20 protein-coding genes are annotated in these 24,766 nt (G+C 71.0%); 11 read left to right on the top strand and 9 right to left on the bottom strand.

Going from position 1 to position 24,766, the window contains the following annotated elements; translation table 11 throughout:
- Window positions 1-170 precede the first annotated feature (170 nt).
- Window positions 171-1,259 (top strand): redox-regulated ATPase YchF, encoded by a 1,089-nt coding sequence (gene ychF / locus FCH28_RS28630; RefSeq protein ID WP_136743055.1) that lies wholly within the window; start codon window positions 171-173, stop codon window positions 1,257-1,259.
- Between the two features lie 123 nt (window positions 1,260-1,382).
- Here ychF and glpK read toward each other — a convergent pair whose 3' ends face one another.
- Window positions 1,383-2,921: a glycerol kinase GlpK gene (gene glpK / locus FCH28_RS28625; protein WP_136743054.1), complete on the bottom strand. Its 1,539-nt coding sequence runs from the start codon at window positions 2,919-2,921 to the stop codon at window positions 1,383-1,385.
- Window positions 2,922-2,966: 45 nt separating this feature from the next.
- Window positions 2,967-3,734, bottom strand: coding sequence for an IclR family transcriptional regulator (locus FCH28_RS28620; RefSeq protein ID WP_136743053.1), 768 nt, complete (start codon window positions 3,732-3,734; stop codon window positions 2,967-2,969).
- 165 nt (window positions 3,735-3,899) lie between these two features.
- Here FCH28_RS28620 and FCH28_RS28615 point away from each other — a divergent pair, with 165 nt between their 5' ends.
- Complete coding sequence (locus FCH28_RS28615) at window positions 3,900-4,340, top strand: ATP-binding protein (protein ID WP_136743052.1); 441 nt, start codon at window positions 3,900-3,902, stop codon at window positions 4,338-4,340.
- Between the two features lie 66 nt (window positions 4,341-4,406).
- Here FCH28_RS28615 and FCH28_RS28610 read toward each other — a convergent pair whose 3' ends face one another.
- Window positions 4,407-4,988, bottom strand: a complete 582-nt coding sequence (locus FCH28_RS28610; RefSeq protein ID WP_136743051.1) for a Uma2 family endonuclease — start codon at window positions 4,986-4,988, stop codon at window positions 4,407-4,409.
- 119 nt (window positions 4,989-5,107) lie between these two features.
- On the opposite strand from FCH28_RS28610, the gene FCH28_RS28605 reads away from it, so the two are divergent.
- A complete protein-coding gene (locus tag FCH28_RS28605) occupies window positions 5,108-5,404 on the top strand; it encodes a hypothetical protein (protein ID WP_246103297.1) in 297 nt (98 codons plus the stop codon).
- Between the two features lie 74 nt (window positions 5,405-5,478).
- On the opposite strand, the gene FCH28_RS28600 is transcribed toward FCH28_RS28605, so the two are convergent.
- Window positions 5,479-6,246, bottom strand: a complete 768-nt coding sequence (locus FCH28_RS28600) for a PIG-L deacetylase family protein (protein ID WP_136743050.1) — start codon at window positions 6,244-6,246, stop codon at window positions 5,479-5,481.
- Between the two features lie 280 nt (window positions 6,247-6,526).
- Here FCH28_RS28600 and FCH28_RS28595 point away from each other — a divergent pair, with 280 nt between their 5' ends.
- From FCH28_RS28595 to FCH28_RS28570, 6 genes are all read left to right on the top strand, one after another.
- On the top strand, window positions 6,527-7,279 hold the full coding sequence (locus FCH28_RS28595; RefSeq protein ID WP_136743049.1) for a GntR family transcriptional regulator: 753 nt from the start codon (window positions 6,527-6,529) through the stop codon (window positions 7,277-7,279).
- 319 nt (window positions 7,280-7,598) lie between these two features.
- On the top strand, window positions 7,599-9,308 hold the full coding sequence (locus tag FCH28_RS28590) for an APC family permease (protein ID WP_136743048.1): 1,710 nt from the start codon (window positions 7,599-7,601) through the stop codon (window positions 9,306-9,308).
- A gap of 226 nt (window positions 9,309-9,534) precedes the next feature.
- Window positions 9,535-9,714, top strand: a complete 180-nt coding sequence (locus FCH28_RS28585; RefSeq protein WP_136743047.1) for an SPOR domain-containing protein — start codon at window positions 9,535-9,537, stop codon at window positions 9,712-9,714.
- Window positions 9,715-9,866: 152 nt separating this feature from the next.
- Complete coding sequence (locus tag FCH28_RS28580; RefSeq protein WP_187363948.1) at window positions 9,867-10,289, top strand: (deoxy)nucleoside triphosphate pyrophosphohydrolase; 423 nt, start codon at window positions 9,867-9,869, stop codon at window positions 10,287-10,289.
- Window positions 10,290-10,554: 265 nt separating this feature from the next.
- On the top strand, window positions 10,555-10,941 hold the full coding sequence (locus FCH28_RS28575; RefSeq protein WP_246103327.1) for an ATP-binding protein: 387 nt from the start codon (window positions 10,555-10,557) through the stop codon (window positions 10,939-10,941).
- A 170-nt stretch (window positions 10,942-11,111) separates the two neighbouring features.
- The gene (locus FCH28_RS28570) at window positions 11,112-13,778 is read left to right on the top strand and encodes a SpoIIE family protein phosphatase (protein ID WP_425472019.1); all 2,667 of its coding nucleotides are present in this window, start codon (window positions 11,112-11,114) and stop codon (window positions 13,776-13,778) included.
- A 24-nt stretch (window positions 13,779-13,802) separates the two neighbouring features.
- Here the strand turns inward: FCH28_RS28570 and FCH28_RS28565 are convergent, their stop codons facing one another.
- From FCH28_RS28565 to FCH28_RS28545, 5 genes are all read right to left on the bottom strand, one after another.
- Window positions 13,803-15,260, bottom strand: a complete 1,458-nt coding sequence (locus FCH28_RS28565; protein ID WP_136743045.1) for an amidohydrolase family protein — start codon at window positions 15,258-15,260, stop codon at window positions 13,803-13,805.
- Window positions 15,261-15,569: 309 nt separating this feature from the next.
- On the bottom strand, window positions 15,570-16,364 hold the full coding sequence (locus FCH28_RS28560; protein WP_136743044.1) for a succinate dehydrogenase/fumarate reductase iron-sulfur subunit: 795 nt from the start codon (window positions 16,362-16,364) through the stop codon (window positions 15,570-15,572).
- On the bottom strand, window positions 16,361-18,304 hold the full coding sequence (locus tag FCH28_RS28555; RefSeq protein WP_136743043.1) for a fumarate reductase/succinate dehydrogenase flavoprotein subunit: 1,944 nt from the start codon (window positions 18,302-18,304) through the stop codon (window positions 16,361-16,363). Before FCH28_RS28555 ends, FCH28_RS28560 begins: the two co-directional genes overlap by 4 nt.
- 33 nt (window positions 18,305-18,337) lie before the next feature.
- Window positions 18,338-19,165: a hypothetical protein gene (locus tag FCH28_RS28550; protein ID WP_136743042.1), complete on the bottom strand. Its 828-nt coding sequence runs from the start codon at window positions 19,163-19,165 to the stop codon at window positions 18,338-18,340.
- A gap of 186 nt (window positions 19,166-19,351) precedes the next feature.
- A complete protein-coding gene (locus FCH28_RS28545) occupies window positions 19,352-19,657 on the bottom strand; it encodes a hypothetical protein (protein ID WP_136743041.1) in 306 nt (101 codons plus the stop codon).
- A 423-nt stretch (window positions 19,658-20,080) separates the two neighbouring features.
- On the opposite strand from FCH28_RS28545, the gene FCH28_RS28540 reads away from it, so the two are divergent.
- Together FCH28_RS28540 and typA are read left to right on the top strand one after the other, a co-directional pair.
- Window positions 20,081-22,483, top strand: a complete 2,403-nt coding sequence (locus tag FCH28_RS28540; RefSeq protein WP_136743040.1) for an ABC transporter family substrate-binding protein — start codon at window positions 20,081-20,083, stop codon at window positions 22,481-22,483.
- 261 nt (window positions 22,484-22,744) lie between these two features.
- A complete protein-coding gene (gene typA, locus FCH28_RS28535) occupies window positions 22,745-24,649 on the top strand; it encodes a translational GTPase TypA (protein WP_136743039.1) in 1,905 nt (634 codons plus the stop codon).
- Window positions 24,650-24,766: the final 117 nt, after the last annotated feature.

Below are 24,766 nucleotides of genomic sequence, written 5' to 3'. Positions count from 1 at the left end.
CGAGGGGGTGGCGTGTCGCGCGCCGCGGCCCGGGGCGGCCGCCGTGTCCCGTCCCCGTAGACTGGTGGATCGGCCCCGCGGTCCTCTCCTGTTTCTGTTTCCTCCCGACAGGACGGACCGGAGGGAGCCACCCTCCGCCGTCCGCTATCTCGCTCCGGGAAGTCGCCACCGTGTCGCTCACGATCGGAATCGTCGGTCTGCCGAATGTCGGCAAGTCGACCCTGTTCAATGCCCTGACCAAGAACGACGTGCTGGCGGCCAACTACCCGTTCGCCACCATCGAGCCGAACGTCGGCGTCGTCGGCGTCCCCGACCCGCGGCTGGCCACCCTCGCCGGGATCTTCGACTCGCAGAAGATCCTCCCGGCGACCGTCGACTTCGTGGACATCGCGGGCATCGTCCGCGGCGCGTCCGAGGGCGAGGGCCTGGGCAACAAGTTCCTCGCGAACATCCGCGAGTCCGATGCGATCTGCCAGGTCATCCGCGCCTTCAAGGACGAGAACGTCGTCCACGTCGACGGCAAGGTCTCGCCCAAGGACGACATCGAGACCATCAACACCGAGCTGATCCTCGCCGACCTCCAGACCATCGAGAAGGTCCTGCCGCGCCTCCAGAAGGAGTCGCGCATCAAGAAGGACATCGCCCCGAAGGTGGCGGCGGTCGAGGCGGCCAAGGAGATCCTGGAGTCGGGCCAGACCCTGTTCGCGGCCGGCATCAAGCAGGACTCGGCGCAGGAGGACCTCCTCCACGACCTGCACCTGCTCACCGTCAAGCCGTTCCTCTACGTCTTCAACGTCGACGAGGACGAGCTGACCGACGAGGAGTTCAAGAACGAGCAGCGTGCCCTGGTCGCCCCCGCCGAGGCGATCTTCCTCAACGCCAAGCTGGAGGCGGACCTCGCCGAGCTCGACGACGACGAGGCCCTGGAACTGCTCCAGTCCGTCGGCCAGGAGGAGCCGGGCCTGGCGACCCTCGCCCACGTCGGCTTCAACACCCTCGGCCTGCAGACCTACCTGACGGCCGGCCCCAAGGAAACCCGCGCCTGGACCATCAAGAAGGGCGCCACCGCCCCCGAGGCCGCCGGCGTCATCCACACCGACTTCCAGAAGGGCTTCATCAAGGCCGAGGTCATCTCCTTCGCCGACCTCGTCGACACCGGCTCGGTGGCCGACGCGCGCGCCGCGGGCAAGGCGCGCATGGAGGGCAAGGAGTATGTGATGCAGGACGGGGATGTCGTGGAGTTCCGCTTCAACGTCTAGCAGTCGCTCGGGCGTCGGCACGCCGATCCGGTAAACGCCCAGGTCGAACGGGGCCGGCTCCTTCGGGGCCGGCCCCGTCGTCATGCCCGTCACCGGATCCGTGCCGGTAGTTCTGACGCCTCGTCACCTGTGGTCGTCCGGCCGGTGGTCAGGCGGGTCGGGCGGCGCGATCCAGCCGAGTGAGCGCTCGACCGCCCGCTTCCAGTTCTCGTACTCCGACTGCCGCCGCCGGGGGTCCATGTCCGGCAGCCACTGGGCGGCCCGGTGCCAGTTGCGGCGCAGCACCTCCAGATCGGGCCAGTAGCCGGCGGCGAGCCCGGCGGCGTAGGCGGCGCCCAGGGAGACCGTCTCGACGGCCATGGGGCGGACCACGGGCACGTCGAGGACGTCGGCCAGGATCTGCATGAGCAGGTTGTCGGACGTCATGCCGCCGTCCACCTTGAGCATCTTCAGGACGAGCGAGGAGTCGGCGTTCATGGCGTCGACCACCTCCCGGGTCTGCCAGCCGGTGGCCTCCAGCACCGCTCGGGCCAGGTGCCCCTTGGTGATGTAGGAGGTGAGGCCGACGATGACACCGCGGGCATCGCTGCGCCAGTGCGGCGCGTACAGGCCGGAGAACGCCGGGACGATGTAGCAGCCGCCGTTGTCCTCGACGCTGCGCGCGAGCGTCTCGATCTCGGGGGCGCTGCCGATCAGCCCCAGCCGGTCGCGGAACCACTGGACCAGCGCGCCGGTGACGGCGATCGGGCCTTCGAGGGCGTAGACCGCGGGCTGGCCCTCGATCTTGTAGGCGACGGTGGTGAGCAGCCCGTGCCGGGACCGTACGAGGTCGGTGCCGGTGTTGAGCAGCAGGAAGCTGCCGGTTCCGTAGGTGCACTTCGCCTCGCCGCGGGCGAAGCAGGTCTGTCCGAACAGCGCCGCCTGCTGGTCGCCGAGTGCCGCGGAGATACGGACGCCCGGGAGGACGGAACGGGCGGCTCCGTAGGTCTCGGCCGAGGAGTGGATCTCCGGGAGCATCGGGCGGGGGACCCCGAAGAACTCCAGCAGCTCCTCGTCCCAGTCGAGGGTGCTGATGTTCATGAGCATGGTGCGGCTGGCGTTGGTGACGTCGGTGATGTGCATGCCGCCGGTTCGCCCGCCGGTGAGGTTCCAGATCAGCCAGCTCTCCATCGTGCCGAACAGCACCTCGCCGTCCTCGGCGCGCTGCCGCAGCCCGTCGACGTGGTCGAACAGCCAGCTGATCCGGGGGGCGGAGAAGTACGTGGAAGGCGGCAGGCAGCAGCGCCGGAGGAAGAACTCGTCCCCGGGCCGGCGTCTGAGGTCCTCGACCAGCGGAGCCGTACGGGTGTCCTGCCAGACGATCGCCCTGCCCAGCGGGGTGCCCGTACGCCGGTCCCACAGCACGGTGGTCTCGCGCTGGTTGGCGATCCCGACGGCGGCGACCTCGTCGGGGCCGATGTCGGCGTCGGAGAGCGCCTGCGGCACCACCCGCTGCAGGGTGTGCCAGATCTCGACGGCGTCGTGCTCGACCCAGCCGGGCCGGGGGAAGTGCTGCTGATGCTCCCGCTGGGCGACCGACACCAGCCGCCCCTGGTGGTCGAACAGGATGCACCGGGTGGAGGTGGTGCCCTGGTCGATGGACATCACATACCGCTCAACCATGATCAGCCTTCCGTTGCGGCGCATGAGGGCCCGCGGGCGTGGGGTCTACCAGCGGGCGGCTCCCAGATCTCTGGAGATCGCACGGGCGGCGTGGCGGACCTGGGTCACCAGGGACGGCTGCGGGACCCCCTGGGAGTCGCAGATCCGCTCGACCGTGCCGGAGGCGCCGATGGCGCCCACCACGAGGCCGCCGTGGCCCCGGATCGGCGCGGCGATGCCGGCCTCGCCCATGATCATCTCCTGTACTTCGGCGGCCCACCCGAGCTCCCGGACCTCGGTGAGCGCCTGGGCGAGGTGCTCCGGGGCGACCAGGGTGTGCCGGGTGTACGACTCCAGCCCGGCCTCCACGGCCGAATCCAGGGGCACGCTCCCGAAGGCCATCAGCACCTTGCCGAGCGAGGAGGCGTGCAGCGGCAGCAGTGCGCCCACGTCCAGGGTCTGGAGGGTGTCGTCGGGGCGGAAGACGTGGTGGACGATCAGCACCTTGCCCTCCAGGGGTGCGCCCAGGCGGACTGCCTCCCCGCTGCGGGCGGCCAGGGCGTCGGCCCAGTTGATGGAGCGGGACCGCAGCTCGTTCACGTCGAGGTAGCTGGTGCCCAGGTGCAGCAGCGCGGCCCCGAGCTGGTACTTGCCGGTCGCCGGGTCCTGCTCGACGAAGTCGATGTTCTGCAGGGTGCGCAGAATGCCGTGGGTGGTGCCCTTCGCCAGCCCGAGCGACGCGGCCACCTCGCCCAGCCCGAGCCGACGGGGGCCGCTGGCGAGCAGACGCAGGATTGCCGCCGCCCGTTCGATCGACTGGACCGGGCCGGCCATGAGGCAATCGTAGTCCCGTGGTCGGCATAAGCCGGAAAATACTGACAATTCAAACCGAGCGTTCGACAATGCCGACCGCTGTTCATTGACCGCCTCCTCCGTTCGCCATAGCGTCCCCCTCAAGACCGGCGTCCAGCCGGTACGGGCCTCGAAGGAGGCGGCGGCATGACGGCACAACTCGACACGGTGGTTCGGGAGGATGCGGTGGCTCGGGAGGCGGTCGAACATGTCTGCCCGCTGCCGCACATCCCCGAGGCCGTCTCCGTCGTACGCCGACGGGCGCGTACGGTCCTGGCCGACTGGAATCTGGCCCCCGACCTCGCCGAGGACGCGCTCCTCGTGATCTCGGAGCTGATCACCAACGCGGTCGTCCACGCCGTGCCGCCGGCGGTGCTGCGGCTGTCGCGGGGCGTCGACGGACGCGACGCCCTGCGCGTAGAGGTCACCGACGCGGGAGCCGCGGCGGTGGACGGGCGGCCGTTCGTCGAGCCCCGCGCGGGCGAGCACGGCCGCGGGCTCGACATCGTCGACGCCCTGGCGGCCGAGTGCGGCACACGGGTCTGCCCGAGCGGTACCACCTGGTGGGCGGAGCTCCTCGCGGCGTGAGCCGGCGGGAGCCGGCCAGTGAGCCCGGCCCCTTCCGGATCCACGTGCCGCCTTGGTGCTGATCTTTCAGCCGCTCCGGGGCGGCGTGAGCTTGTCCAGGTCGAGATGGATCTCGAACGGCACCGGGCGGCGGAGCGATCCGCGAAAGATGCCCGCTGGCGCGTAGGCACGGGTCGGCTCGTCGAGTTCATAGACGTGCACGACAGGGGAGCCGGACTCGTCCTCGATGCACCAGTAGTGCGGGATGCCTGCCTCCGCGTATTTCCGGAGCTTCACTGTGCGGTCCCGGTGGGCGGACTCCGGGGACACGACCTCGACGACGAGGCGTACGGCGTCGGGTGGGTAGAACGTGCGGTCGGGATCGTAAGGGAGGGTTGTCAGGAGGAGACCCGGCTCGGGGCGGTTGCGGTCATCGAGACGGATGGTCATCTCGCGCTCGACCTCGAAGCCTTCGGGGGCCTGGGTCATGAGTGTGGTGGTCAGGGCGGTGACGACGCGGCCGTTCCAGGACCGCTGCGGCGACATCACGAAGACGAGCGCTCCATCGATCAACTCGGTGTGGCGAGGGGCCTCGGGAAGGCGGTCCAGGTCCTCCGCGAACCAGCCTTCCGCGCGTGGTGGGCGCGTCCAGTCGGGCAGTGCGGTCATGGCACCACCGTAGCGAGTAGCAGAAACCCGGACCATGAGATCGCCGACGCCGGCGGTCGCCGGGGGAGACCGCGGACGGACGGCGGTTTCTGCGGCCGGGGCGGCCGTATGCGCACGAGATGCAGGACGCCATGGCGGGCCTCGACCTCTTCGCGCTCTACCGGCGGATCTCCCGCCCGCTGCTGATCGCGCGGGCGCTGCGCCCCAATCCGCCGGTGCCCGGCATGCCGGACTGGTTCGACGAGCTGATGGCGGCGTATGTGGCGGGGCTCAGCCGGGATCTCGGGGAACTGGCGCGGACGCACCCGCAGGTGACCGTCGAGGGCGTGGACGGGACACACGCGATGGTGCTGGAGCGGCCGGCGGAGATCGCCGGGCTGGTGGGGGAGTTCGTGGCGGCGAGCGTGCCCGCCTGACGACTTCCCGTACCGGGCGGGGGGACCAACTTCCCCCTGCCCCAGACCAACGCCCCCCGTCAGGCTAACACCCCCTACCGCGGGAAGAGTTGGAAGAGCGTGGCCGGCTTCCCCCGGAAGCGTTCGCCGCCCGCCCGCAGCATCGGCTCGATGAAGGCGCGGGCGTAGGCGTGCGGGTCCTTCTCCGCGGCGCCCAGGCCCTTGATGTACGTCTTATGCGCGGCAAGGGAGGCGACCGCGCGCTCGATCCCCGGGCCGACCTCGGCGGCGTGCGTCGGGTACGGGGAGCCGGCCACGGCCACCCAGCGGACGCCGCCCCAGGGCTCCAGCCCCTGCTCGTCGGTGAGTTCGGGGAAGATCCAGCGGTTGCCCGCGTCGTCGGCCGCGTCCAGGACGGTGCGGCCGACCGCCCGGTGGTCGGGGCTGTTCCAGCGGACGCCGCCCCAGGTGTCGTGGTGGTTGAGGGTGATCAGCAGCTCGGGGCGGTGGCGGCGGATGGCCGCGGAAAGGTCGCGGCGCAGCGCCGGACCGGCCTCGATGACGCCGTCGTGGTGGTCGAGGAACTCGACGGTGCGGACGCCGACCAGCGCCGCGCCGGCGACCTGCTCGGCCTCGCGGATCGCGGCGCACTCGGCGGGCGCGAGCCCGTCGATACCGGCTTCGCCGCGGGTGACCAGCAGATAGCCGACCTCCCGCCCGGCCGCGGTCCATTCGGCGATGGCCGCCGCGGCGCCGTATTCGAGGTCGTCGGGGTGGGCGACGATGGCCAGGGCGCGCTGCCAGTCCTCGGGCATGGGGGCGAGCGGCGCCTCGGCGGCCGGCGTGCTGGATGCTTCGGGCATGTCTCGATCTTGGCATGCCGACGGACTGCGCACCGGGTGTGCCGCGAAGGCTGCGCACACGGGGGCGCACAAGGGCGTGCACAGGGCGCGTGGGGCGGCCGGAACGCGGATCGCGGGGCGTGCGAGGACGGGGCGGGTGGCGGTTCGCCCGTTCGGGCCTTGATCTGTATATCGGTTGAGCTGGGATTCGTAACTTCGGGTGAATCGCTGGCCGAAGGTTGCGGGCGACAACGGGCGGTTGCCACGCTGTTGCTGACTGTCAAGCTGTTGGGAGGGGCACGTGCCTTTCGGTGAGCAGCCCGCGTACCTCCGCGTCGCCGGTGACCTGCGCCAGAAGATCGTCGACGGGGTGCTCCAGCCGCATACCCGCCTACCCTCCCAGGCCCGCATCCGTGAGCAGTACGGCGTTTCGGACACCGTCGCCCTGGAAGCGCGCAAGGTCCTGATGGCCGAGGGCCTGGTCGAGGGCCGCTCGGGGTCCGGCACCTATGTACGGGCCCAGCCCGTGCCGCGCCGGATCGCCCGCGCCGGCTACCACTCGGGCGTCGCCTCCACCCCGTTCCGGCAGGAGCAGACGGACGAGCGGGTGAAGGGCACCTGGGAGTCCAGCAGCGGTCAGGAGGCGGCCAGTTCGGTGGTCGCGGCCCGGCTGCGGCTCACGGCCGGGGCCCGGGTGATGCGGACCCGCTACCTCTTCCGGGCCGAGGGCGAGCCGTCGATGCTCTCCACGTCCTGGGAGCCGCTGGAGGTGACCGGCCGGACGCCCGTGATGCTCCCCGAGGAGGGCCCGCTGGCCGGGCGCGGGGTGGTCGAGCGGATGGCGGCCATCGATGTCGTGGTGGACAACGTCATGGAGGAGGTCGGGGCGCGGCCCGGCCTCGCCGAGGAGGCCATGGCGCTGGGCGGGGTGCCGGGACACGCGGTGCTGGTCATCTCGCGTACGTACTTCGCGGGCGGCCGGCCGGTCGAGACGGCCGATGTCGTCACGCTCGCGGACCGCCACCGGGTGACGTACCACCTGCCGGTGAAGTAGCGGGGAACCCGGGTCCCGTCGGCGGGGAGGCCGCCCCCCGGCACCTTCCCTCCGACAGGACCCGGGTCCCCCTCTCCTCAACTCCCGCTCCCGGTAACCCCACCGCTGCCTACGGATCCCGTGGGCACCCCCACAACCTCACCCGTCTGTCCCATTTGCTCGCATTTATTGGCAAATGGCATGCGGATCTTGGTGTTGGAAACCTCACAGACCCTCAGCTGGGCGGGACTTTTGGCCACGTCTGGGAAAGCGATCTTCGGATTCGCTCTTACGATGGCGAAGTTTGTGCACGGCACGGGGATAACCAGGAGACCAGCACGTGAGCACGACGAAAACCCAGGGTGCGGAGCACGGTTCGCATTCGAATTACCGGCGGTCCCTCGGGACCATTGCCCTGACGGCCACGGGTCTCGGGTCCATCATCGGCTCGGGCTGGCTCTTCGGAGCCGAGCGGGCCGCCGCCATCGCCGGACCGGCCGCGATCCTCGCCTGGGTCATCGGCGCAGCGGTCGCCCTCACCATCGCGCTCACCTACACCGAGCTCGGCTCGATGTTCCCGAAGGCCGGCGGCATGGTCCGCTACGGCCAGTACTCGCACGGCTCGCTCGCCGGCTACCTCGCGGCCTGGGCCAACTGGATCGCGATCGTCTCCGTCATCCCGGGTGAGGCCACCGCCTCCGTCCAGTACATGAGCTCCTGGAAGTTCGGCTGGGCGCAGGCGCTGTACGACGGCAAGGAGCTGACCGGCACCGGTGTCGCGCTCGCCAGCGTCCTGCTGGTCTTCTACTTCTTCCTGAACTGGTTCGCGATCTCGCTGTTCGCGAAGACCAACACCGCGATCACGGTCTTCAAGGTCGTCGTCCCGGTGCTGACCGCCAGCGCGCTGATGCTGGCGCACTTCGACACCGACAACATCACCAGCCACGGCGGCTTCACCCCCAACGGCTGGAGCTCGGTCTTCACCGCCGTCGCCGTCTCCGGCATCGTCTGGGCCTACAACGGCTTCCAGTCCCCGCTGAACCTCGCCGCCGAGGCCCGCAACCCCGGCAAGTCGCTGCCCAAGGCCGTCATCTGGTCCATCGTGATCGCGCTGGTCATCTACGTCGGCCTCCAGGTCGCGTTCCTGATGGCGGTCCCCGGCGACAAGCTCGGCGGCGCCGGCTGGGCCGGGCTCGGCTACACCTCCCCGCTGGCCGACCTCGCGGTGGCCTGGGGCCTGAACTGGCTGGCCCTGCTGCTCTACGCGGACGCGTTCGTGTCCCCGTCCGGCACCGGCATGATCTACGCCGCCACCACCTCGCGCATGATCCACGGCGTGCAGGAGAACGGCCATCTGCCCGGCGTCTTCGGCCGCGTCGACAAGAAGACCGGTGTGCCCCGTCCGGCGCTGCTGCTCAACCTGGCGATCGCCTTCCTCTTCCTGGCGGTGTTCCGCGGCTGGGGCTCGCTCGCCGAGATCGTCTCCGTCGCCACGGTGATCTCCTACATCACAGGGCCGGTCGCCGTGATGTCGCTGCGGCGTATCTCGCCGGGCCTCAAGCGGCCGGTCAAGCTGCGCTCGATGCCGTTCGTCGCGCCGGTCGCGATGGTCTTCGGCTCGCTGGTCCTGTACTGGGGCCGCTGGCCGCTGACCGGCAAGGTCATCCTGATCATGGCCGTGGGGCTGCCGGTCTGGGCCTGGTACGAGATCGGCAAGCCGCTCACCCAGGGCCGCAAGCCGTGGGCCGAGCTGGCCCCGCACGTCAAGGCCGGCGCCTGGATGGTGGCGTATCTGCTGGTCATGGCCGCTGTCTCCTGGGCGGGCGGCAAGGAGTTCGGCGGCAAGGGCTATCTGCCGGAGGGCTGGGACATCCTCCTGGTCGCGGTGATCGGCCTGGCCTTCTACTACTGGGGCGTCCGCAGTTCCTGGCGCAACCCGTCGCTGGTCGCGGTCGAGGCCGAGATCGCCGCCGCCGAGGCGGCCGAGACGGCCGAGCGGACGGCGGAGGACCGCCGTACCGACGACGACAAGGCGCCCGTCGGCGCCTGACCCGTCGACAGCCGATCACTGGACTCGGCATGCGCTCAGAACCGGCCACTCGCGGGCCTCTCCCGGTATTTCGGGCCCGCGAGTGGCCGGTTCGGTACCTCTTTGTGTAAATCCATATCCGGTGCGTGAAGGTCGGGCGTACGCTCGGGCATATGCGGATTGCGATTTCGGCATCAGCACAGGAGGGGCGCGTAACGGCGCGCTGCGCAGCGGAGGGAGGGGCGCGATGACCGACAGTGGAGCCGTCCTGCCCTGGTTGGTCATCCGCCAGGATGAAGGCGGCAACCGCTATCGCGTCGGCCGTTATGCCACCCGGGCGGAGGCGGAACGGGTGGCCGACCGGCTCGATTCCCATAGCCACCAGCAGCTTTACGTGGTCGAGAAAGTCGGGCGGGCGGTGGGTTGAGGCAGCCGGGCGGTGGGTTGAGGCAGCCGGGCGGTGGGTTGAGCCTCCGGTCGGTGAGGCTGCCGGTCGGCGGGCTCGGGGCCGTCCGGGATACGGGCTGAGCGGCCCGGGGCGGGAAGCGGAAGGCCGTCGGGGGACGTAGGCTGCCGCGCATGACGACCCTGCGCGTAGTGGTGGGTGGAGCGGTGCTCGACCGGGGGCGGCTGCTGGCCGCACGGCGCAGCGCACCGCCTGCCCTGTCCGGCCGCTGGGAGCTGCCCGGCGGCAAGGTGGAGGACGGTGAGACGCCCGAGCAGGCGCTGGTGCGCGAGCTGCGTGAGGAACTGGGCGTGGAGACGGGGGCCCTGGAGCGGATTCCGGGGGAGTGGGTGCTGCGGCCCGGCTATGTGCTGCGGGTGTGGACGGCGCGGCTGGTGTCGGGTGTGCCGCGGCCCCTGCAGGATCATGACGAGCTGCGCTGGCTGCTGCCCGAGGAGGAGCAGCAGGTCGACTGGCTCGATCAGGACCGCCCGGCGGTCGCCGAGGTGATGCGGCGCCTGGTGGCGACGGCGGGGGCGGAGCGCGCGCGGTACTGACCCGCGTCCGCGGGTACCGCTCGTCGCGCGCGAATGCTCCATTTGTGTCACAGTGCTCGCTTGAGGGCGATACTCCGGCGTTGATATCGGGTATGTCCTGATTAGCCCCTTTCGAAGCGGTCCTGCGGCGCGGCCCTGCGGTGCGGTCGCTCGACGGGGGATCCCCTCGGGCTGGGAAGTGATCGGCGTGAGCGACAGCGCAGCGGCAGGGGTCCCGGAGCCTGCGGCAAAGTCCGCCTCCAGCGCAGTCCGCCGGCGCGGCAGGATCCCCGGGTCCCCCATCGCCGAATGGAGCTTTCCGGCCGATCCGGGCGCCGTACGCACCGCCCGCACCCGCGTGCGCCAGGTGCTGGACGACTGGGGCCTGGACGGCGCCGTCGATGTGGCGGTCCTGCTCGTCAGCGAACTCGTCACCAACTCCCTGCGCTACGCCAGCGGTCCGATCGGCGTCCGGATGGTGCTGCTCAGCACCGGCGGGCTGCTCGTCGAAGTGTCCGATCCACTGCCCGATCCGCCGCAGGAACGCAGCGCCACCCCCGACGACGAGGGCGGCCGCGGATTGCAGCTGGTGGCGTGCAGCGCGCGACGCTGGGGCACTCGTCGGGGAAAGACTGGCAAGACAGTGTGGTTCGAGCTGTCGGTGGCTGGTTAGGAGACAGGTGGAGTCCTGATCGTTGCCATTTCATCGACATTTCGTCGATGGACTGCGATCGAGACTGTGCTGTGATCGTGAAGACCGTGTTCCGGATAGCCGAGGTGCTGGATACTCGGCGTGTCCGGTCCGGGCACGATGAGCTGGAGGGGACGGGGCTCGTGAGCGAGATGTCATCTGGCGGGGCAGGACCCGCGCAGTCCGATGGTCAAGGTGGTGCCGACGGCCCTGGTGACCCAGGGCATGCCCACGGGCCGCACGCCCTGCCCCTCTGGCAGAGCAGCCGGCCCGGATCGATCTACGACTACATCCGCGTCGCCTCCTTCTCCCTCGGCCCCGACGGCCGCATCTGCCAATGGAGCGAACGGGCCGCCGAGATGCTCGGCATCCCGGCCCGGCACGCCATCGGCAAGGACCCCATCGAGGCGTTCGTCCCCCGCGAACTGCGCGAGACCGGCCGCCGCAAGGTGTCCGAGATCCTCGACGGCCGGGAGTGGACCGGCCTGGTCCCCTACCGCAGGGAACCCGGCGGCGCCGCCGACGGACTCGCCGAGATCTATGTGATGCCCTCCGAGACGGAGGACGGCGAACGGGCCGCCGTCTGCCTCGTCGTCGACGTCCGTGCACTGCGCGGTATCGAGACCGACCTCGCCGCCTCCCAGGCCGTCTTCGGCCAATCCCCCATGGGATTCACCCTGTTCGGCACCGACCTGAAACTGCTCCGGGTCAACGAACGGTTCGCCACCACCTTCGGCGGCCCCGCCGCCAAGTACCGCGGCGCCACCCCGCACGACTTCCTGCCCCGCCCCGAGGCCGAGCGGATGACCGCCGCACTCCGCCGGGTCCTGGACACCGGCGAACCGGTCACCGAAATGCAGGTCGTCGGCCTGGTGCCCGGCCAGGAGGAGGACCGCCGCCGCTGGTCCGTGTCGCTCTACCGGCTGCACGGCGCCAGCGGCCGCCCCATCGGCGTCGCCGCCCTCGCCTCCGACGTCACCGGCCGCCGCCGGGCCGAACGCGAAGCCGCCAACGCCCGCCGCAACCTGGCACTCCTCAACGAAGCCGGCGCCCGGATAGGCAACTCCCTCGACCTGGAGACCACCGCCCGCACCCTCCTGGACGTCGCCGTCCCGCAGTTCTGCGACCTGGCCTCCGTCGACCTCTACCAGGGGCTGCTGTCCGGCGACGAAGCCCCGCCCGGCATGACCGACGGCAGCGCGGAGCTGCGCCGGGTGGCCTTCGCCAGCGCCGTCTCCGACGCCCCGCTCGCCACCCCCACCTGCTGCGTCCCCGACGACGGCCCCGGCCCGGTCGCCGTCGGCGCCGTCCACCGCTACCCCTTCAACTCCCCCTGCGCCGGCGCCCTCCGCACCGCCCAGGCGCAGATCATCCCGGGCCGGGAGAGCGACGACGGACCGGAACTCGGCGCCGTCGTGCACTCCACCCTCGCCGTCCCGATGGTCGCCAGGGACACCGTCGTCGGCCTGGTGCAGTTCTCCCGCACCAAGGGCAGCGAACCCTTCGGCGAACGCGACACGGCCCTGGCCGTCGAACTCGCCGCACGCGCCGCGGTCTGCATCGACAACGCCCGCCTCTACCGCCGCGAACACGAACGCGCCCTGATCCTCCAGCGCAGCCTCCTCCCGCCCGGCGACCCGGAAGCCGCCGGCCTCGACATCGCCTGCCGCTACCTGCCCGGCACCACCGCCACCGAGGTCGGCGGCGACTGGTTCGACGTCATCGAGCTGCCCGGCCACCGCACCGCCCTCGTCGTCGGCGACGTCATGGGACGCGGCCTGCGCGCCGCCGTCGCCATGGGCGAACTCCGCACCGCCGTACGGACCCTGGCGCTGCTGGACCTGGAGCCCGCCGAAGTGCTCTCGGCACTGGACGAGATCGCCCGCGGCCTCGGCGGCACCGGCGAAGGCCGCAAGCCCCGAACCCCGCGCAGCCGCCCCGGCACCACCGCCCCCGTCCCCGAGCAGAGCCACCACGGGCGGACCGCCGACCTCTCCGAGGTCTACCTCGCCACCTGCGTCTACGCCGTCTACGACCCGGTCACCCGACGCTGCACGTTCGCCAACGCCGGGCACCTCCCGCCGGTCCTCGTCGAGGACGGCGAGGACGCGCTGCTGCTCGACGTACCGCCGGGAATGCCGCTGGGCGTCGGCGGCGAGCCCTTCGAGGAGATCGAGGTCGACCTGCCCGACGGCTCGCTGCTCGCGCTCTACACCGACGGCCTGGTGGAGTCCCGCGACCATCCCCTCGACGAGGGACTCCAGGCGTTCCGGCTGGCCCTCTCGGACGCCGACCGCCCGCTGGAGGACGCCTGCGACCACGTCCTCAGCGCCCTGGACACCTCGCACGGCGAGGACGACATCGCCCTGCTGATGGCCCGGGTACACGGCCTGCCCAAGGACGCGGTCGGCGACTGGAACCTGGTGTCCGAGCCCCGCTCGGTCTCCCGGGCCCGCGAACTGGCCCGTGAGCAGCTCACCGACTGGGGCCTGGAGGCCCTCGTCGACACCACGGAACTGCTGGTCAGCGAGCTGGTGACCAATGCGCTGCGGCACGGCCACGGAGAGATCCGGCTACGGCTGCTGCTGGACCGGACCCTGGTCTGCGAGGTATGGGACGCCGACCTCGCCCAGCCGCGCCGCCGCCGCGCCCGCGACACCGACGAGGGCGGCCGCGGCCTTCAGCTGGTCGGTCTGCTCAGCGCGGGCTGGGGCAGCCGCCGCACCCCGCGCGGCAAGACCGTATGGTTCGAACTCGCCCTGCCGGACGGCGAGTCGGAGCCGGTGGACCCGACGGAAGCGCTGCTGAGCATGTTCTGAACCGGGCGCCCGCCCGGCGTCCGGTCAGGCGGCGGCGCGCACATGCGCCGCCGCCCGTTCCGCCTCCCGCACCACCCGCCCGGTGTCCACATGCACCAGCTCACCGCGGGCCTTCCGGAGCCACCCGTCGACGAACACGTAACTCACGTTCGACGGCTGCCCGTTGAGCACGATCTGACTGGTCCAGTCGAACCGCGGCGCGAAGTTGAGGGCGCCCGGGTCGACGACGAGGACATCGGCGCGCTTGCCCGGCGTCAGCGAACCGACCCGGTCCGCCATCCCGATGCACTCCGCGCCGCCCAGCGTCGCCATCCGCAGCACCGCCGGGATCGTCGGATGGACCGCGGGGTCCTCGTGCCGGGCCCGCTGGAGCCCCACGGCCGCCTTCATCAGACCGAACATGTCCGAGGTGTCGTTCGTCCCCCCGTCATGGCCGAGCCCGGTCCGCACCCCACGCCGGTGCAGCGCGGGCAGCGGTGCGATGCCGGAGGCCAGCCGCATATTGCTGAGCGGACAGTGCGCCACCCGTACGCCCCGCGCACCGGCCAGCGCGATCTCGTCGTCGGTGAGATGCACCGCATGGTTCATCAGCAGACCGGGACCGAACGCGCCGACGGTGCGCAGCGCCCGGACCGGATCGTCCTTGCGGTCGTCGCGGTGCTCCAGGACATGCGAGTTGAGCATGACGCCGAGGTCGCGGGCGGTCTCGTTCAGCAGCCGCAGATGATCCACCGTGGACATCTCCGCGTGCGCCGCCACCTGGAAAGAGGCCAGCGGCAGCGGGTCGATGAGCTCCTTCTTGGCCAGGGTGAGCAGACCGCGGTCGGCGGAGCTCTGCGCCATCGCGTAGACGAACCGCAGCCCGGCGTCGTCCAGCGCGCGGACATAGCGCTCGGTGGTGTCGTACGGGACCGGGTGCACCCAGTCGACGACGGTGGTGACGCCCGCCTGGAGGGCGTCGAGGGCGGCGAGATGGACGAAGTGGTACATGTCCCGGGCGTCGATCTTCGGCAGCGTCGCCTGACTGCAGGCGGCCAGCCAGTGGTTGACGTCCATGGTCGAGCAGCCACCACGGATGCTCGACTGCCAGAGGTGGTTGTGCACGTCGACGAAGCCCGGCAGGACGAGCTTGCCGGCGACGTCCACCACCCTCGCGCCGGGCGGCGCCGCCAGCCCGCGCCCCACGGCGGCGATGGCGCCGTCCCGCATCAGGACATCGACGCCGCCCTCCAGAGAGCCCAGCTCCCCGGCGCCGACCTCGGGATCCATGGTGAGCACGAGATCCGCACCACGAAGCACCGTGCTGCGCCGCCGGCCCGGCGGCCGCTCCGGTCTCTCGTCCGGCTCATACGGATGGTGCGGCGGCTCGGGCCGTCCGCGCCGGCCGTGCCGGTCGTGCCCCGCGGCGGACGCGCCCGCCGCCAGGGGAACGCTCCCGATCCCCGCGAGCACCCTGCGCCGGCTGATCCTCGGAAAGTCCATTCCCTTTGTATACCGCGCCCCTCGGACAATTCCGGGGCCGTTCGGGGTCACTTCGTATTCCCGCGGGTAGGGAAATGGTTGGGGCGCTGTGGACCCTTAAGGGATATCCCCTAGGGGTCCACAGCGCCCCAACCAATTCCCTACCCATCAAATGACGCCGATGCACTCACCGCGCTCCGGCCACGGCGAAGTCCGCCGGCCGGCGCCACGGCGATCCGGCCACCGCGGGCACGCGCCACAGCGCCCCAGGCGCCGGCCCGGCGCCACAGCACCCAGTCACCGCACGCCGCCCACCGCGTCATCCGTCCCTCACTCGCGCCGCCGGATCTTGTTCCCCAGCCACACCAGCGGGTCGTACTTGCGGTCCGCGGCGCGTTCCTTCAGCGGGATCAGGGCATTGTCGGTGATCTTGATGTTCTCGGGGCAGACCTCGGTACAGCATTTGGTGATGTTGCAGTAGCCGAGACCGTGCTCGTCCTGGGCGGTGGCCTTACGGTCGAGGCCGGACGCCGGGGCCGCGTCCAGCGGATGCATATCGAGTTCGGCGATACGCATCAGAAAACGCGGGCCGGCGAAGGCGCCCTTGTTCTCCTCATGGTCGCGCACCACATGGCAGGTGTTCTGGCAGAGGAAACACTCGATGCACTTACGGAATTCCTGCGACCGGTTCACATCCTCCTGTCGCATCCGGTATTCACCCGGTGCCACCCCCGCGGGCGGCACGAACGACGGGACCTCGCGGGCCTTGGTGTAGTTGAACGACACATCCGTCACCAGGTCCCGTACGACGGGGAAGGCCCGCATCGGGGTGATGGTGATCGTCTCGTCCCGCCCGAAGACCGACATCCGGGTCATGCACATCAGCCGCGGCCGCCCGTTGATCTCCGCACTGCACGAACCGCACTTGCCCGCCTTGCAGTTCCAGCGGACCGCGAGATCGGGCGCCTGCGTCGCCTGGAGGCGGTGGATGATGTCGAGGACCACCTCGCCCTCGTTCACCTCGACCTTGAAATCCTCCAGGCCGCCGCCGTCCGGGTCGCCGCGCCACACCCTGAACTGCGCCAGGTAGGCCGCGGACTGCTTGACTTCCTGCTGCGCGCTCACCGGCTCAGCTCCTCGTCCGTCAGATACTTCAGCAGTTCGTCCTTCTCGAAGAGACCGAGCAGATCGGGGCGGATCGGCGGGGTCTCACGACGCGACAGCCGGATCTGGCCCAGCGCCGGGTCCGCGTCGGTCCGTTCGCCCTGCGGGTCAGCCAGCTCGCAGACCAGATTGATATTGCGCCAGTGCCGGTCCATCACCGGATGGTCGTCGCGGGTGTGCCCGCCCCGGCTCTCCTCCCGCTCCAGGGCCGCGCGCGCCACACACTCGCTGACCAGCAGCATGTTGCGCAGGTCGAGGGAGAGATGCCAGCCGGGGTTGTACTGCCGGTGCCCCTCGACGCCGGCCCGCCGGGCCCGCACCCGCAGCCCGGCCAGCCGATCCAGGGCCTCCCGCATCTCGCCCTCCTTGCGGATGATGCCGACCAGGTCGTTCATCGACTGCTGGAGCTCCTGGTGGAGGGTGTACGGATTCTCGGCCGGGCCGGGATCCCGGCTGGTCTGCCGGTGTTCGCCCTCGGCGCTGAAGGGGCGCAGCGCCTCCGCCTCCGCGGCGTCGATCTGCAGCGGATCGGCGGGTGTCCGGTCGGCGATCGACGCCGCGTACTCGGCCGCGTACAGTCCCGCACGCCGGCCGAAGACCAGCAGGTCGGAGAGGGAGTTGCCGCCCAGCCGGTTGGAGCCGTGCATCCCGCCGGCGACCTCGCCGGCCGCGAACAGGCCGGGTACGCCGGTCGCCGCCGCGGTGTCCGGGTCCACATCCACCCCGCCCATCACGTAATGGCAGGTCGGGCCGACCTCCATCGGCTCGGCGGTGATGTCCACATCCGCCAGCTCCTTGAACTGGTGGTGCATGGACGGCAGCCGCCGTTTGATGACCTCGGCCGGCATCCGCGTCGAGACATCCAGGAACACGCCGCCGTGCGGGGACCCGCGGCCCGCCTTGACCTCGGAGTTGATGGCGCGCGCGACCTCGTCGCGGGGCAGCAGCTCGGGCGGCCGGCGGTTGTTCTCCGGGTCGTCGTACCAGCGGTCGCCCTCCTCCTCGCTCTGTGCGTACTTCTCCTTGAAGACGTCCGGGATGTAGTCGAACATGAAGCGCTTGCCGTCGCTGTTGCGCAGCACCCCGCCGTCGCCGCGTACGGACTCGGTGACGAGGATGCCCTTCACCGACGGCGGCCAGACCATCCCGGTCGGGTGGAACTGGACGAACTCCATGTTGATGAGCGGGGCTCCGGCGAGCAGCGCCAGCGCGTGACCGTCGCCCGTGTACTCCCAGGAGTTCGACGTCACCTTGAAGGACTTGCCGATGCCGCCGGTGGCCAGCACCACCGCGGGGGCCTCCAGCACGAAGAAGCGCCCGGACTCGCGCTCGTAGCAGAAGGTGCCCGAGACCCGGCCGTCGGTCTTCAGCACCCGGGTGACGGTGCACTCCTGGAAGACCTTCAACCGGGCGTCGTACGCGCCGAACTCCCGCTCGTCCTCCTGCTGAAGCGAGACGATCTTCTGCTGGAGGGTGCGGATCAGCTCCAGGCCCGTACGGTCGCCGACGTGCGCGAGGCGCGGGTATTCATGGCCGCCGAAGTTGCGCTGCGAGATCCGGCCGTCCTTCGTACGGTCGAAGAGCGCGCCCCAGGTCTCCAACTCCCATACCCGGTCGGGGGCTTCGCGGGCGTGCAGCTCGGCCATCCGCCACTGGTTGAGGAACTTCCCGCCGCGCATGGTGTCGCGGAAGTGAACCTGCCAGTTGTCGCGTTCGTTGACGTTGCCCATGCTGGCCGCGATACCGCCCTCGGCCATCACCGTATGGGCCTTGCCGAACAGGGACTTGCAGATCACGGCCGTCCGCATCCCCGCCTCGCGGGCCTCGATGGCGGCCCGCAGGCCGGCGCCGCCCGCCCCGACCACGACCACGTCCCATGCCTGCCGGTCCACATGCGCCATCAGGAGGCACACCTTTCCTAGGAGAAGTTGTCGTCAGAAGAAGCGGGGGTCGTCGAAGGCCCCGGTGGCCAGGAGGAAGACATAGAAGTCGGCGAGGGCCACGCTGATCAGTGAGGACCAGGCGAGCAGCATGTGCCGCTCGTTGAGCTTCCCGACCCAGCCCCACAGCCGGTAGCGCACCGGATGCTTGGAGAAGTGCCGCAGCCGGCCGCCGACAACGTGCCGGCAGGAGTGGCAGGAGAGGGTGTACGCCCAGATCAGCGCGATGTTGACCAGGAAGACGACCGTGCCGAGGCCCATATGGCCCCAGTTGTAGTGCTCGTCGCGGAAGGCGAGCGCGGTGTCGTAGGTGAGGACGCCGGCGACCAGGATCGCGAAGTAGAAGAAGTAGCGGTGGATGTTCTGCAGGATCAGCGGGAAGCGGGTCTCGCCGGTGTACTTCTTGTGCGGTTCGGCGACCGCGCAGGCCGGCGGCGAGGCCCAGAAGCCGCGGTAGTAGGCCTTGCGGTAGTAGTAGCAGGTCAGCCGGAATCCCAGCGGGAAGATCAGGATCAGCAGCGCGGGGGACAGGCCCCACCAGCTGCCGAACAGCTCCCAGTTGGGGCCGCCGTGCATGGTCTCGCAGTTCTGCGCCAGACAGGGCGAGTAGAACGGCGAGACGTAGGGCGCGTGGTAGTAGTCGGCGTTCGCGAACGCCCGCCAGGTCGAGTAGACGATGAACGCGAGCAGCCCGGCGGCCGTGACGGCCGGCGCCAGCCACCAGCGGTCGGTCCGCAGATGCCGGGCGGGGATGGCGGCGCGCGAGGCGTCCTGCACGCCGGTCGCGCCCGCTTGCGGTGAGGGTTCGATGCCAGTGGCCAACGTCGGTCTCCGTGAACGGCGCTCCGCCGGGGGCCGGGCTCCGTCGGGGCGGGAACGGGGGGTCGGGGGAGGAGGGGGGATGGCTGTCGTGGGTGGCAGCCGGGGTCGGGTGTCGTGAACGGGGTGTCGTGGACGGGAACGGGGTAGGGGTCGAGTGGGGCGCACACGTCCCCTAGGGGAAATCCCCTAGGGAGCGCGCCGGCCTCTCGCGCCCAGGCCCTCCTCGTCGACGTCCGTCCACAGCTTGGAGTCGTACGGGGTGTCCGGGACCGGCACCATCGCCTCACCCCCGTTTCCGGGGGTCAGACGGCCTGGAGGCGCGGCCGCGACGCTCTCTTTCAGCAGGCCGAGGCTCTCGCGCAGGTGGTCCGTGTCGCTGCGCATCCGGCGGACCTCCAGCCCGGACCCGACCAGGTTCTCCAGTCGGCCCACCGACCGGACGAGATCGTCCAGGCTGCGTTCCACTGCCGTCACTGCGTCGTGCGGGGTCATGACGTGCGCTCACCTCCGGGGTTGGGTGGGCGATCTGATGCGCCCGAGAGTGTCGCGCGTCACAGTAGGGGTTGGGAAGGGGGCAGGCGCGATTACGACTCGAACCGGTGCGTTTCGGTGCGGAGGCGCGACGTCAGGGGGGCGAACGTCGTTGCCGCGCGGCCCTTCACAGGGTGTTGACGGGCCGTCGGACACCCCTGACGGCCGGTCGGGTGACGGGGTGTTGGGCCAGGTGGGTGGTGTTCTGGGCCGGGCGGGTGGCTTCGGCGCGGCAACCGCCGTGTCGGGACGGCTGAAGGCGACCGGTCGCCTTCAGTAGGGGAGCCATAGATGTGATGAGCCGGAAAGTCGGCCGAACGTGGTGCGCCAAGGAGGCCCAGGCAGCGGGTCGGCGCGGCGCGGGCGAGCCCGGAGGTAACCGTCATGACCGACCCCTTCAGCCCCGTCAGCTCCGACCGCCGCGCAGGCCGCACGGCCTGCCGAAGGCGCCGCTGCGCCGCGCTCGTCGCGGCGGGGGTGCTGCTCCCGCTGCCCGTCCTGACCGGATGCGGCGACGACGGCTCGGAGGCGTCCGCCGCCGCGTCCCAGGACATCGGCCCGGCCGCCCGCGACGGGCTGAAGTCCGGCGGCACGCTGCGCTGGGCGGTGGACGCGATGCCGGCCACCCTCAACGCCTTCCAGGCCGACGCCAACGCGACCACCGGGCGGATCACCGGGGCCGTGCTGCCCGCCCTGTTCACCGCCGACGACCGCGGCCGGCCGCAGCGCAACCCCGACTACCTCGACGCGGCCGACATCAGCGCCCGCGAGCCCAGGCAGGTCGTCACGTACAAGATCAACCCCAAGGCGCGGTGGAGCGACGGCCGGGCGGTCGGCGCGGCCGACTTCATCGCGCAGTGGAAGGCGCTGCGCGGCAAGGACAACGCCTACTGGACCGCCCGTAACGCCGGCTACGACCGGATCGCCAAGGTCAGGAAGGGCGCCGACGCGCGCGAGGTCAAGGTCACCTTCGCCAAGCCGTACGCGGACTGGCAGTCCCTGTTCACGCCGCTGTACCCGAAGAGCGTGATGGGCGACGCGAACGCCTTCAACGACGGCACGCGCAAGCAACTCCCGGTCGGCGCGGGCCCGTTCGCGGTCCGGAGGACGGACGCGGCGAGCGGCAGCGTCACCCTCGTACGCAACCCGGCGTGGTGGGGCGAGCGCGCCAGGCTCGACCAGCTGGTGCTGACCGCGCTGCCCCCGGAGAAGCGGGCCGCGGCGCTGGCCGCCGGGACCGTCGATGTCGCCGACGTCGACCGGGCCACCGCCAGGAAGATCGACAGGGCCGGTGCGAAAAAGACGGCGGGGAGCGGCGCGCTGCGTACGTACACGGTCCGCAAGGCGCTGGAGCCCGCCTACACCCAGCTCGCCCTCAACGGCGGCACCGGGCCGCTCGCCGACGAGCGGGTGCGGCGCGCGGTGGCCCGCGCCCTCGACCGGCAGTCGCTCGCCGACACCGTCCTCAAGCCGCTCGGGCTGCCCGCCCGGCCGCTCGGCAGTCATCTGCTGATGGCCGGGCAGCAGGGCTACGAGGACCACAGCGACGCGGTCGGCGGCCAGGACACCGAGGCGGCCAAGGGGCTGCTCGCCGAGGCCGGCTGGAAGCCGTCCGACCACCCCCAGCAGGTCATCCCGCCGCAGCCGGCCGGGCACCGGAGCCAGGCGCCGGCGTCCCGCGCGTCCGGGGCCGCCGGGTCCGCGCAGCCGGGCTCGGTCGCGCCGTCGAAGCCCGGCGCCGCGCCCTCGGGGGGCGTGGAGGCCGACGACGGCCGCAACCCGCAGGGGCCCGGCGGCGGCCGCGTCATCACCGACCGGAAGACCGGCGGGCACGAGTCCGGAGCCCGGCCCGCCGCCGCGGAGGCCCCGCTGTCCTTCGTCGGCGCGGTGGGCTCGGAGGTCCAGCAGGCCGCGCTGCTGCGGCAGAGCGCCTCGTTCTACAAGGAGGAGGCGGCGGCCCGTAAGGAGTCGGCCGGCGGCGACACCGCGTCCTCGGCGTATGCGGACTCCAGGCAGTACACCAAGCGGGCCGCGCAGGCGCTCGGCGCCGCCGAGCTGATCGAGACCGGTCAGGCCCCGGACCTGCCGGGGTCCGGCGGCAACGCGGTCGCCCACCCGGACGACGCCGCCGCGCCGGCCGCCGGCCGGCCCCGCGCCGCCCGGCCGGCCCAGGCGCAGGCCGCCCCCGTCCCCGCCGCCGAGCGGCCGGCCGGCGACAAGGCCGCCGCGGCGGGCCGTGACGGCACCGCCGTCGTCAGGAAGCACGGCAGGCCGCTGGCGCTGCGCTTCGTCCTGCCCGACAGCGCCGGCGCCGAGCAGCTGCGGGCCGTCGGCGGCCGGATCGCCGAGATGCTCGGCAGGATCGGCATCACCACCGCGATCCAGAAGGTCAGCGACGAAAGCTACTTCCGTGACCACATCGCCTCCGGTGACTACGACCTGGCGCTGTACTCCTGGCCCGGCACGCCCTACCCGGCCACCGACGGCCGGCCGATCTACGCCAAGCCGCAGCCCGCGGCGGACGGCTCGCTGACCGTCGAGCAGAACTACACGCGGGTCGGCACCGACCACATCGACCAGCTCTTCGAACAGGCCGCGGCCGAGCTGGACGAGGAGGCCTCGCGTGATCTCGTGGCGCAGGCGGACGCCCGGATCTGGGCCGCCGCGGGATCCATCCCGCTCTTCCAGCGCCCCGAGCTGGTGGCCACGAGGAAGTCGCTCGCCAACGTGGGCGCCTTCGGCTTCACCCCGCCCCGCTTCCAGGACATCGGCTACCGCAAGGACTGAAGGACTGGCGGTGCCGGCGGGGCGCGGACGGTGCGCCGGGCGGGGCTCGGTGAACATGGCCCGACGGGGGTGAACAGCAGCTCGACAGCAATGAACAACTGGTAAGAAACCGCAGGTCAGACGCCATGCGTATGGGCTGAGGCGGTCGTTTCGGCCGCACACCCGTACCATGGGGTGAGGCCGTGGCGTCTTCTGCCCGGCAGGCACGCGTACCGGACCGTACGCGCCGCCCACCACGATTCCGGGAGAAGCGCCGCCAGTATGCCCACGCGCCACGACATTCGTAACGTCGCCATCGTCGCCCACGTCGACCACGGCAAGACGACCATCGTCGACGCCATGCTCAAGCAGGCGGGCGCCTTCGCGGCGCACGCCGCCGAGAACCTTGACGACCGGATGATGGACTCGAACGACCTGGAGCGTGAGAAGGGCATCACGATCCTGGCCAAGAACACGGCGGTGAAGTACCACCCCAAGGACGGTGGGACGCCGATCACCATCAACATCATCGACACCCCCGGCCACGCCGACTTCGGTGGCGAGGTCGAGCGCGGCCTGTCGATGGTGGACGCGGTCGTGCTGCTGGTGGACGCCTCCGAGGGCCCGCTGCCGCAGACCCGCTTCGTGCTCCGCAAGGCCCTCCAGCAGCGCCTGCCGGTCATCCTGTGCATCAACAAGACCGACCGCCCGGACTCGCGCATCGACGAGGTCGTCAACGAGACCTACGACCTCTTCCTGGACCTGGACGCCGACGAGGACCAGATCGAGTTCCCGATCGTCTACGCCTGCGGCCGTGACGGCATCGCGTCGCTGACCAAGCCCGAGGACGGCACGGTCCCGGCCGACTCCACCAACCTGGAGCCGTTCTTCTCCACCATCCTGGAGCACGTCCCGGCCCCGACGTACGAGGAGGACGCGCCGCTTCAGGCCCACGTCACCAACCTCGACGCCGACAACTTCCTCGGCCGTATCGCGCTGCTCCGCGTCGAGCAGGGCGAGCTGGCCAAGGGCCAGACCGTCGCCTGGATCAAGCGTGACGGCTCGATCTCCAACGTCCGCATCACCGAGCTGATGATGACCGAGGCGCTCACCCGCAAGCCCGCCGAGAAGGCCGGCCCCGGCGACATCTGCGCCGTCGCGGGTATCCCCGACATCATGATCGGCGAGACCCTCGCCGACCCCGAGAACCCGGTCGCCCTCCCGCTGATCACGGTCGACGAGCCGGCGATCTCCATGACCATCGGCACGAACACCTCGCCGCTGGTCGGCCGCGGCGGCACCGGCAAGGGCGCGGACGCCAAGTCCGCGGTCAAGGACCGCAAGGTCACCGCCCGCCAGGTCAAGGACCGCCTGGAGCGCGAGCTGATCGGTAACGTCTCGCTGCGCGTCCTGGACACCGAGCGCCCCGACGCCTGGGAGGTGCAGGGCCGCGGTGAGCTGGCGCTGGCCATCCTGGTCGAGCAGATGCGCCGCGAGGGCTTCGAGATGACCATCGGCAAGCCGCAGGTGGTCACCAAGGACGTCGACGGCAAGACCTACGAGCCCGTCGAGCGCATCACCATCGACGTGCCCGAGGAGCACATGGGCGCCGTCACCCAGCTCATGGGCACCCGCAAGGGCCGGATGGACAACATGTCCAACCATGGCTCCGGCTGGGTCCGCATGGAGTTCGTCGTCCCCTCCCGCGGCCTGATCGGCTTCCGTACGGAGTTCCTGACCAACACCCGCGGCACCGGCATCGCGCACTCGATCCACGAGGGCCACGAGCCGTGGTTCGGTGAGCTCAAGACCCGCAACAACGGCTCGCTGGTCGCCGACCGCGCCGGTGCGGTCACCGCGTTCGCGATGACCAACCTCCAGGAGCGCGGTGTGCTCTTCACCGACCCGGGCACCGAGGTGTACGAGGGCATGATCGTCGGCGAGAACTCGCGCGCCGACGACATGGACGTCAACATCACCAAGGAGAAGAAGCTCACCAACATGCGCTCCTCCTCGGCCGACTCCTTCGAGGCGATCGTGCCGCCGCGCAAGCTGTCGCTGGAGCAGTCGCTGGAGTTCTGCCGCGACGACGAGTGCGTCGAGGTGACCCCGGAGGCCGTGCGCATCCGCAAGGTCGTCCTGGACCAGAAGGAGCGCGGCCGCACGGCTTCCCGCGCCAAGCGGTGACGCCCCACCGGGCCTGAACCGATGTGAGCGCCCCGCCGGACCTCGGGTCCGGCGGGGCGCTTTCGCGTACGGACGGTGGCCCCGCCGCCCCCTTCCCGGCCGTAAACCGACGCGTTC

Origin of the sequence: Streptomyces piniterrae, assembly GCF_005048155.1 — a bacterium.
GTDB classification, from domain to species: domain Bacteria; phylum Actinomycetota; class Actinomycetes; order Streptomycetales; family Streptomycetaceae; genus Streptomyces; species Streptomyces piniterrae.
This window is presented reverse-complemented; position numbering and strand designations above follow the sequence as displayed.

Excerpts from the sequence above, each read along its gene's own strand:
- glpK (WP_136743054.1), bottom strand. The coding sequence starts at position 2,921 with ATGGTTGAGCGGTATGTGATGTCCATCGACCAGGGCACCACCTCCACC.
- FCH28_RS28620 (WP_136743053.1), bottom strand. The coding sequence starts at position 3,734 with ATGGCCGGCCCGGTCCAGTCGATCGAACGGGCGGCGGCAATCCTGCGT.
- FCH28_RS28615 (WP_136743052.1), top strand. The coding sequence starts at position 3,900 with ATGACGGCACAACTCGACACGGTGGTTCGGGAGGATGCGGTGGCTCGG.
- FCH28_RS28610 (WP_136743051.1), bottom strand. The coding sequence starts at position 4,988 with ATGACCGCACTGCCCGACTGGACGCGCCCACCACGCGCGGAAGGCTGG.
- FCH28_RS28605 (WP_246103297.1), top strand. The coding sequence starts at position 5,108 with ATGCAGGACGCCATGGCGGGCCTCGACCTCTTCGCGCTCTACCGGCGG.
- FCH28_RS28600 (WP_136743050.1), bottom strand. The coding sequence starts at position 6,246 with ATGCCCGAAGCATCCAGCACGCCGGCCGCCGAGGCGCCGCTCGCCCCC.
- FCH28_RS28585 (WP_136743047.1), top strand. The coding sequence starts at position 9,535 with ATGACCGACAGTGGAGCCGTCCTGCCCTGGTTGGTCATCCGCCAGGAT.
- FCH28_RS28580 (WP_187363948.1), top strand. The coding sequence starts at position 9,867 with ATGACGACCCTGCGCGTAGTGGTGGGTGGAGCGGTGCTCGACCGGGGG.
- FCH28_RS28570 (WP_425472019.1), top strand. The coding sequence starts at position 11,112 with ATGTCATCTGGCGGGGCAGGACCCGCGCAGTCCGATGGTCAAGGTGGT.
- FCH28_RS28565 (WP_136743045.1), bottom strand. The coding sequence starts at position 15,260 with ATGGACTTTCCGAGGATCAGCCGGCGCAGGGTGCTCGCGGGGATCGGG.
- FCH28_RS28555 (WP_136743043.1), bottom strand. The coding sequence starts at position 18,304 with ATGGCGCATGTGGACCGGCAGGCATGGGACGTGGTCGTGGTCGGGGCG.
- FCH28_RS28545 (WP_136743041.1), bottom strand. The coding sequence starts at position 19,657 with ATGACCCCGCACGACGCAGTGACGGCAGTGGAACGCAGCCTGGACGAT.
- FCH28_RS28540 (WP_136743040.1), top strand. The coding sequence starts at position 20,081 with ATGACCGACCCCTTCAGCCCCGTCAGCTCCGACCGCCGCGCAGGCCGC.
- typA (WP_136743039.1), top strand. The coding sequence starts at position 22,745 with ATGCCCACGCGCCACGACATTCGTAACGTCGCCATCGTCGCCCACGTC.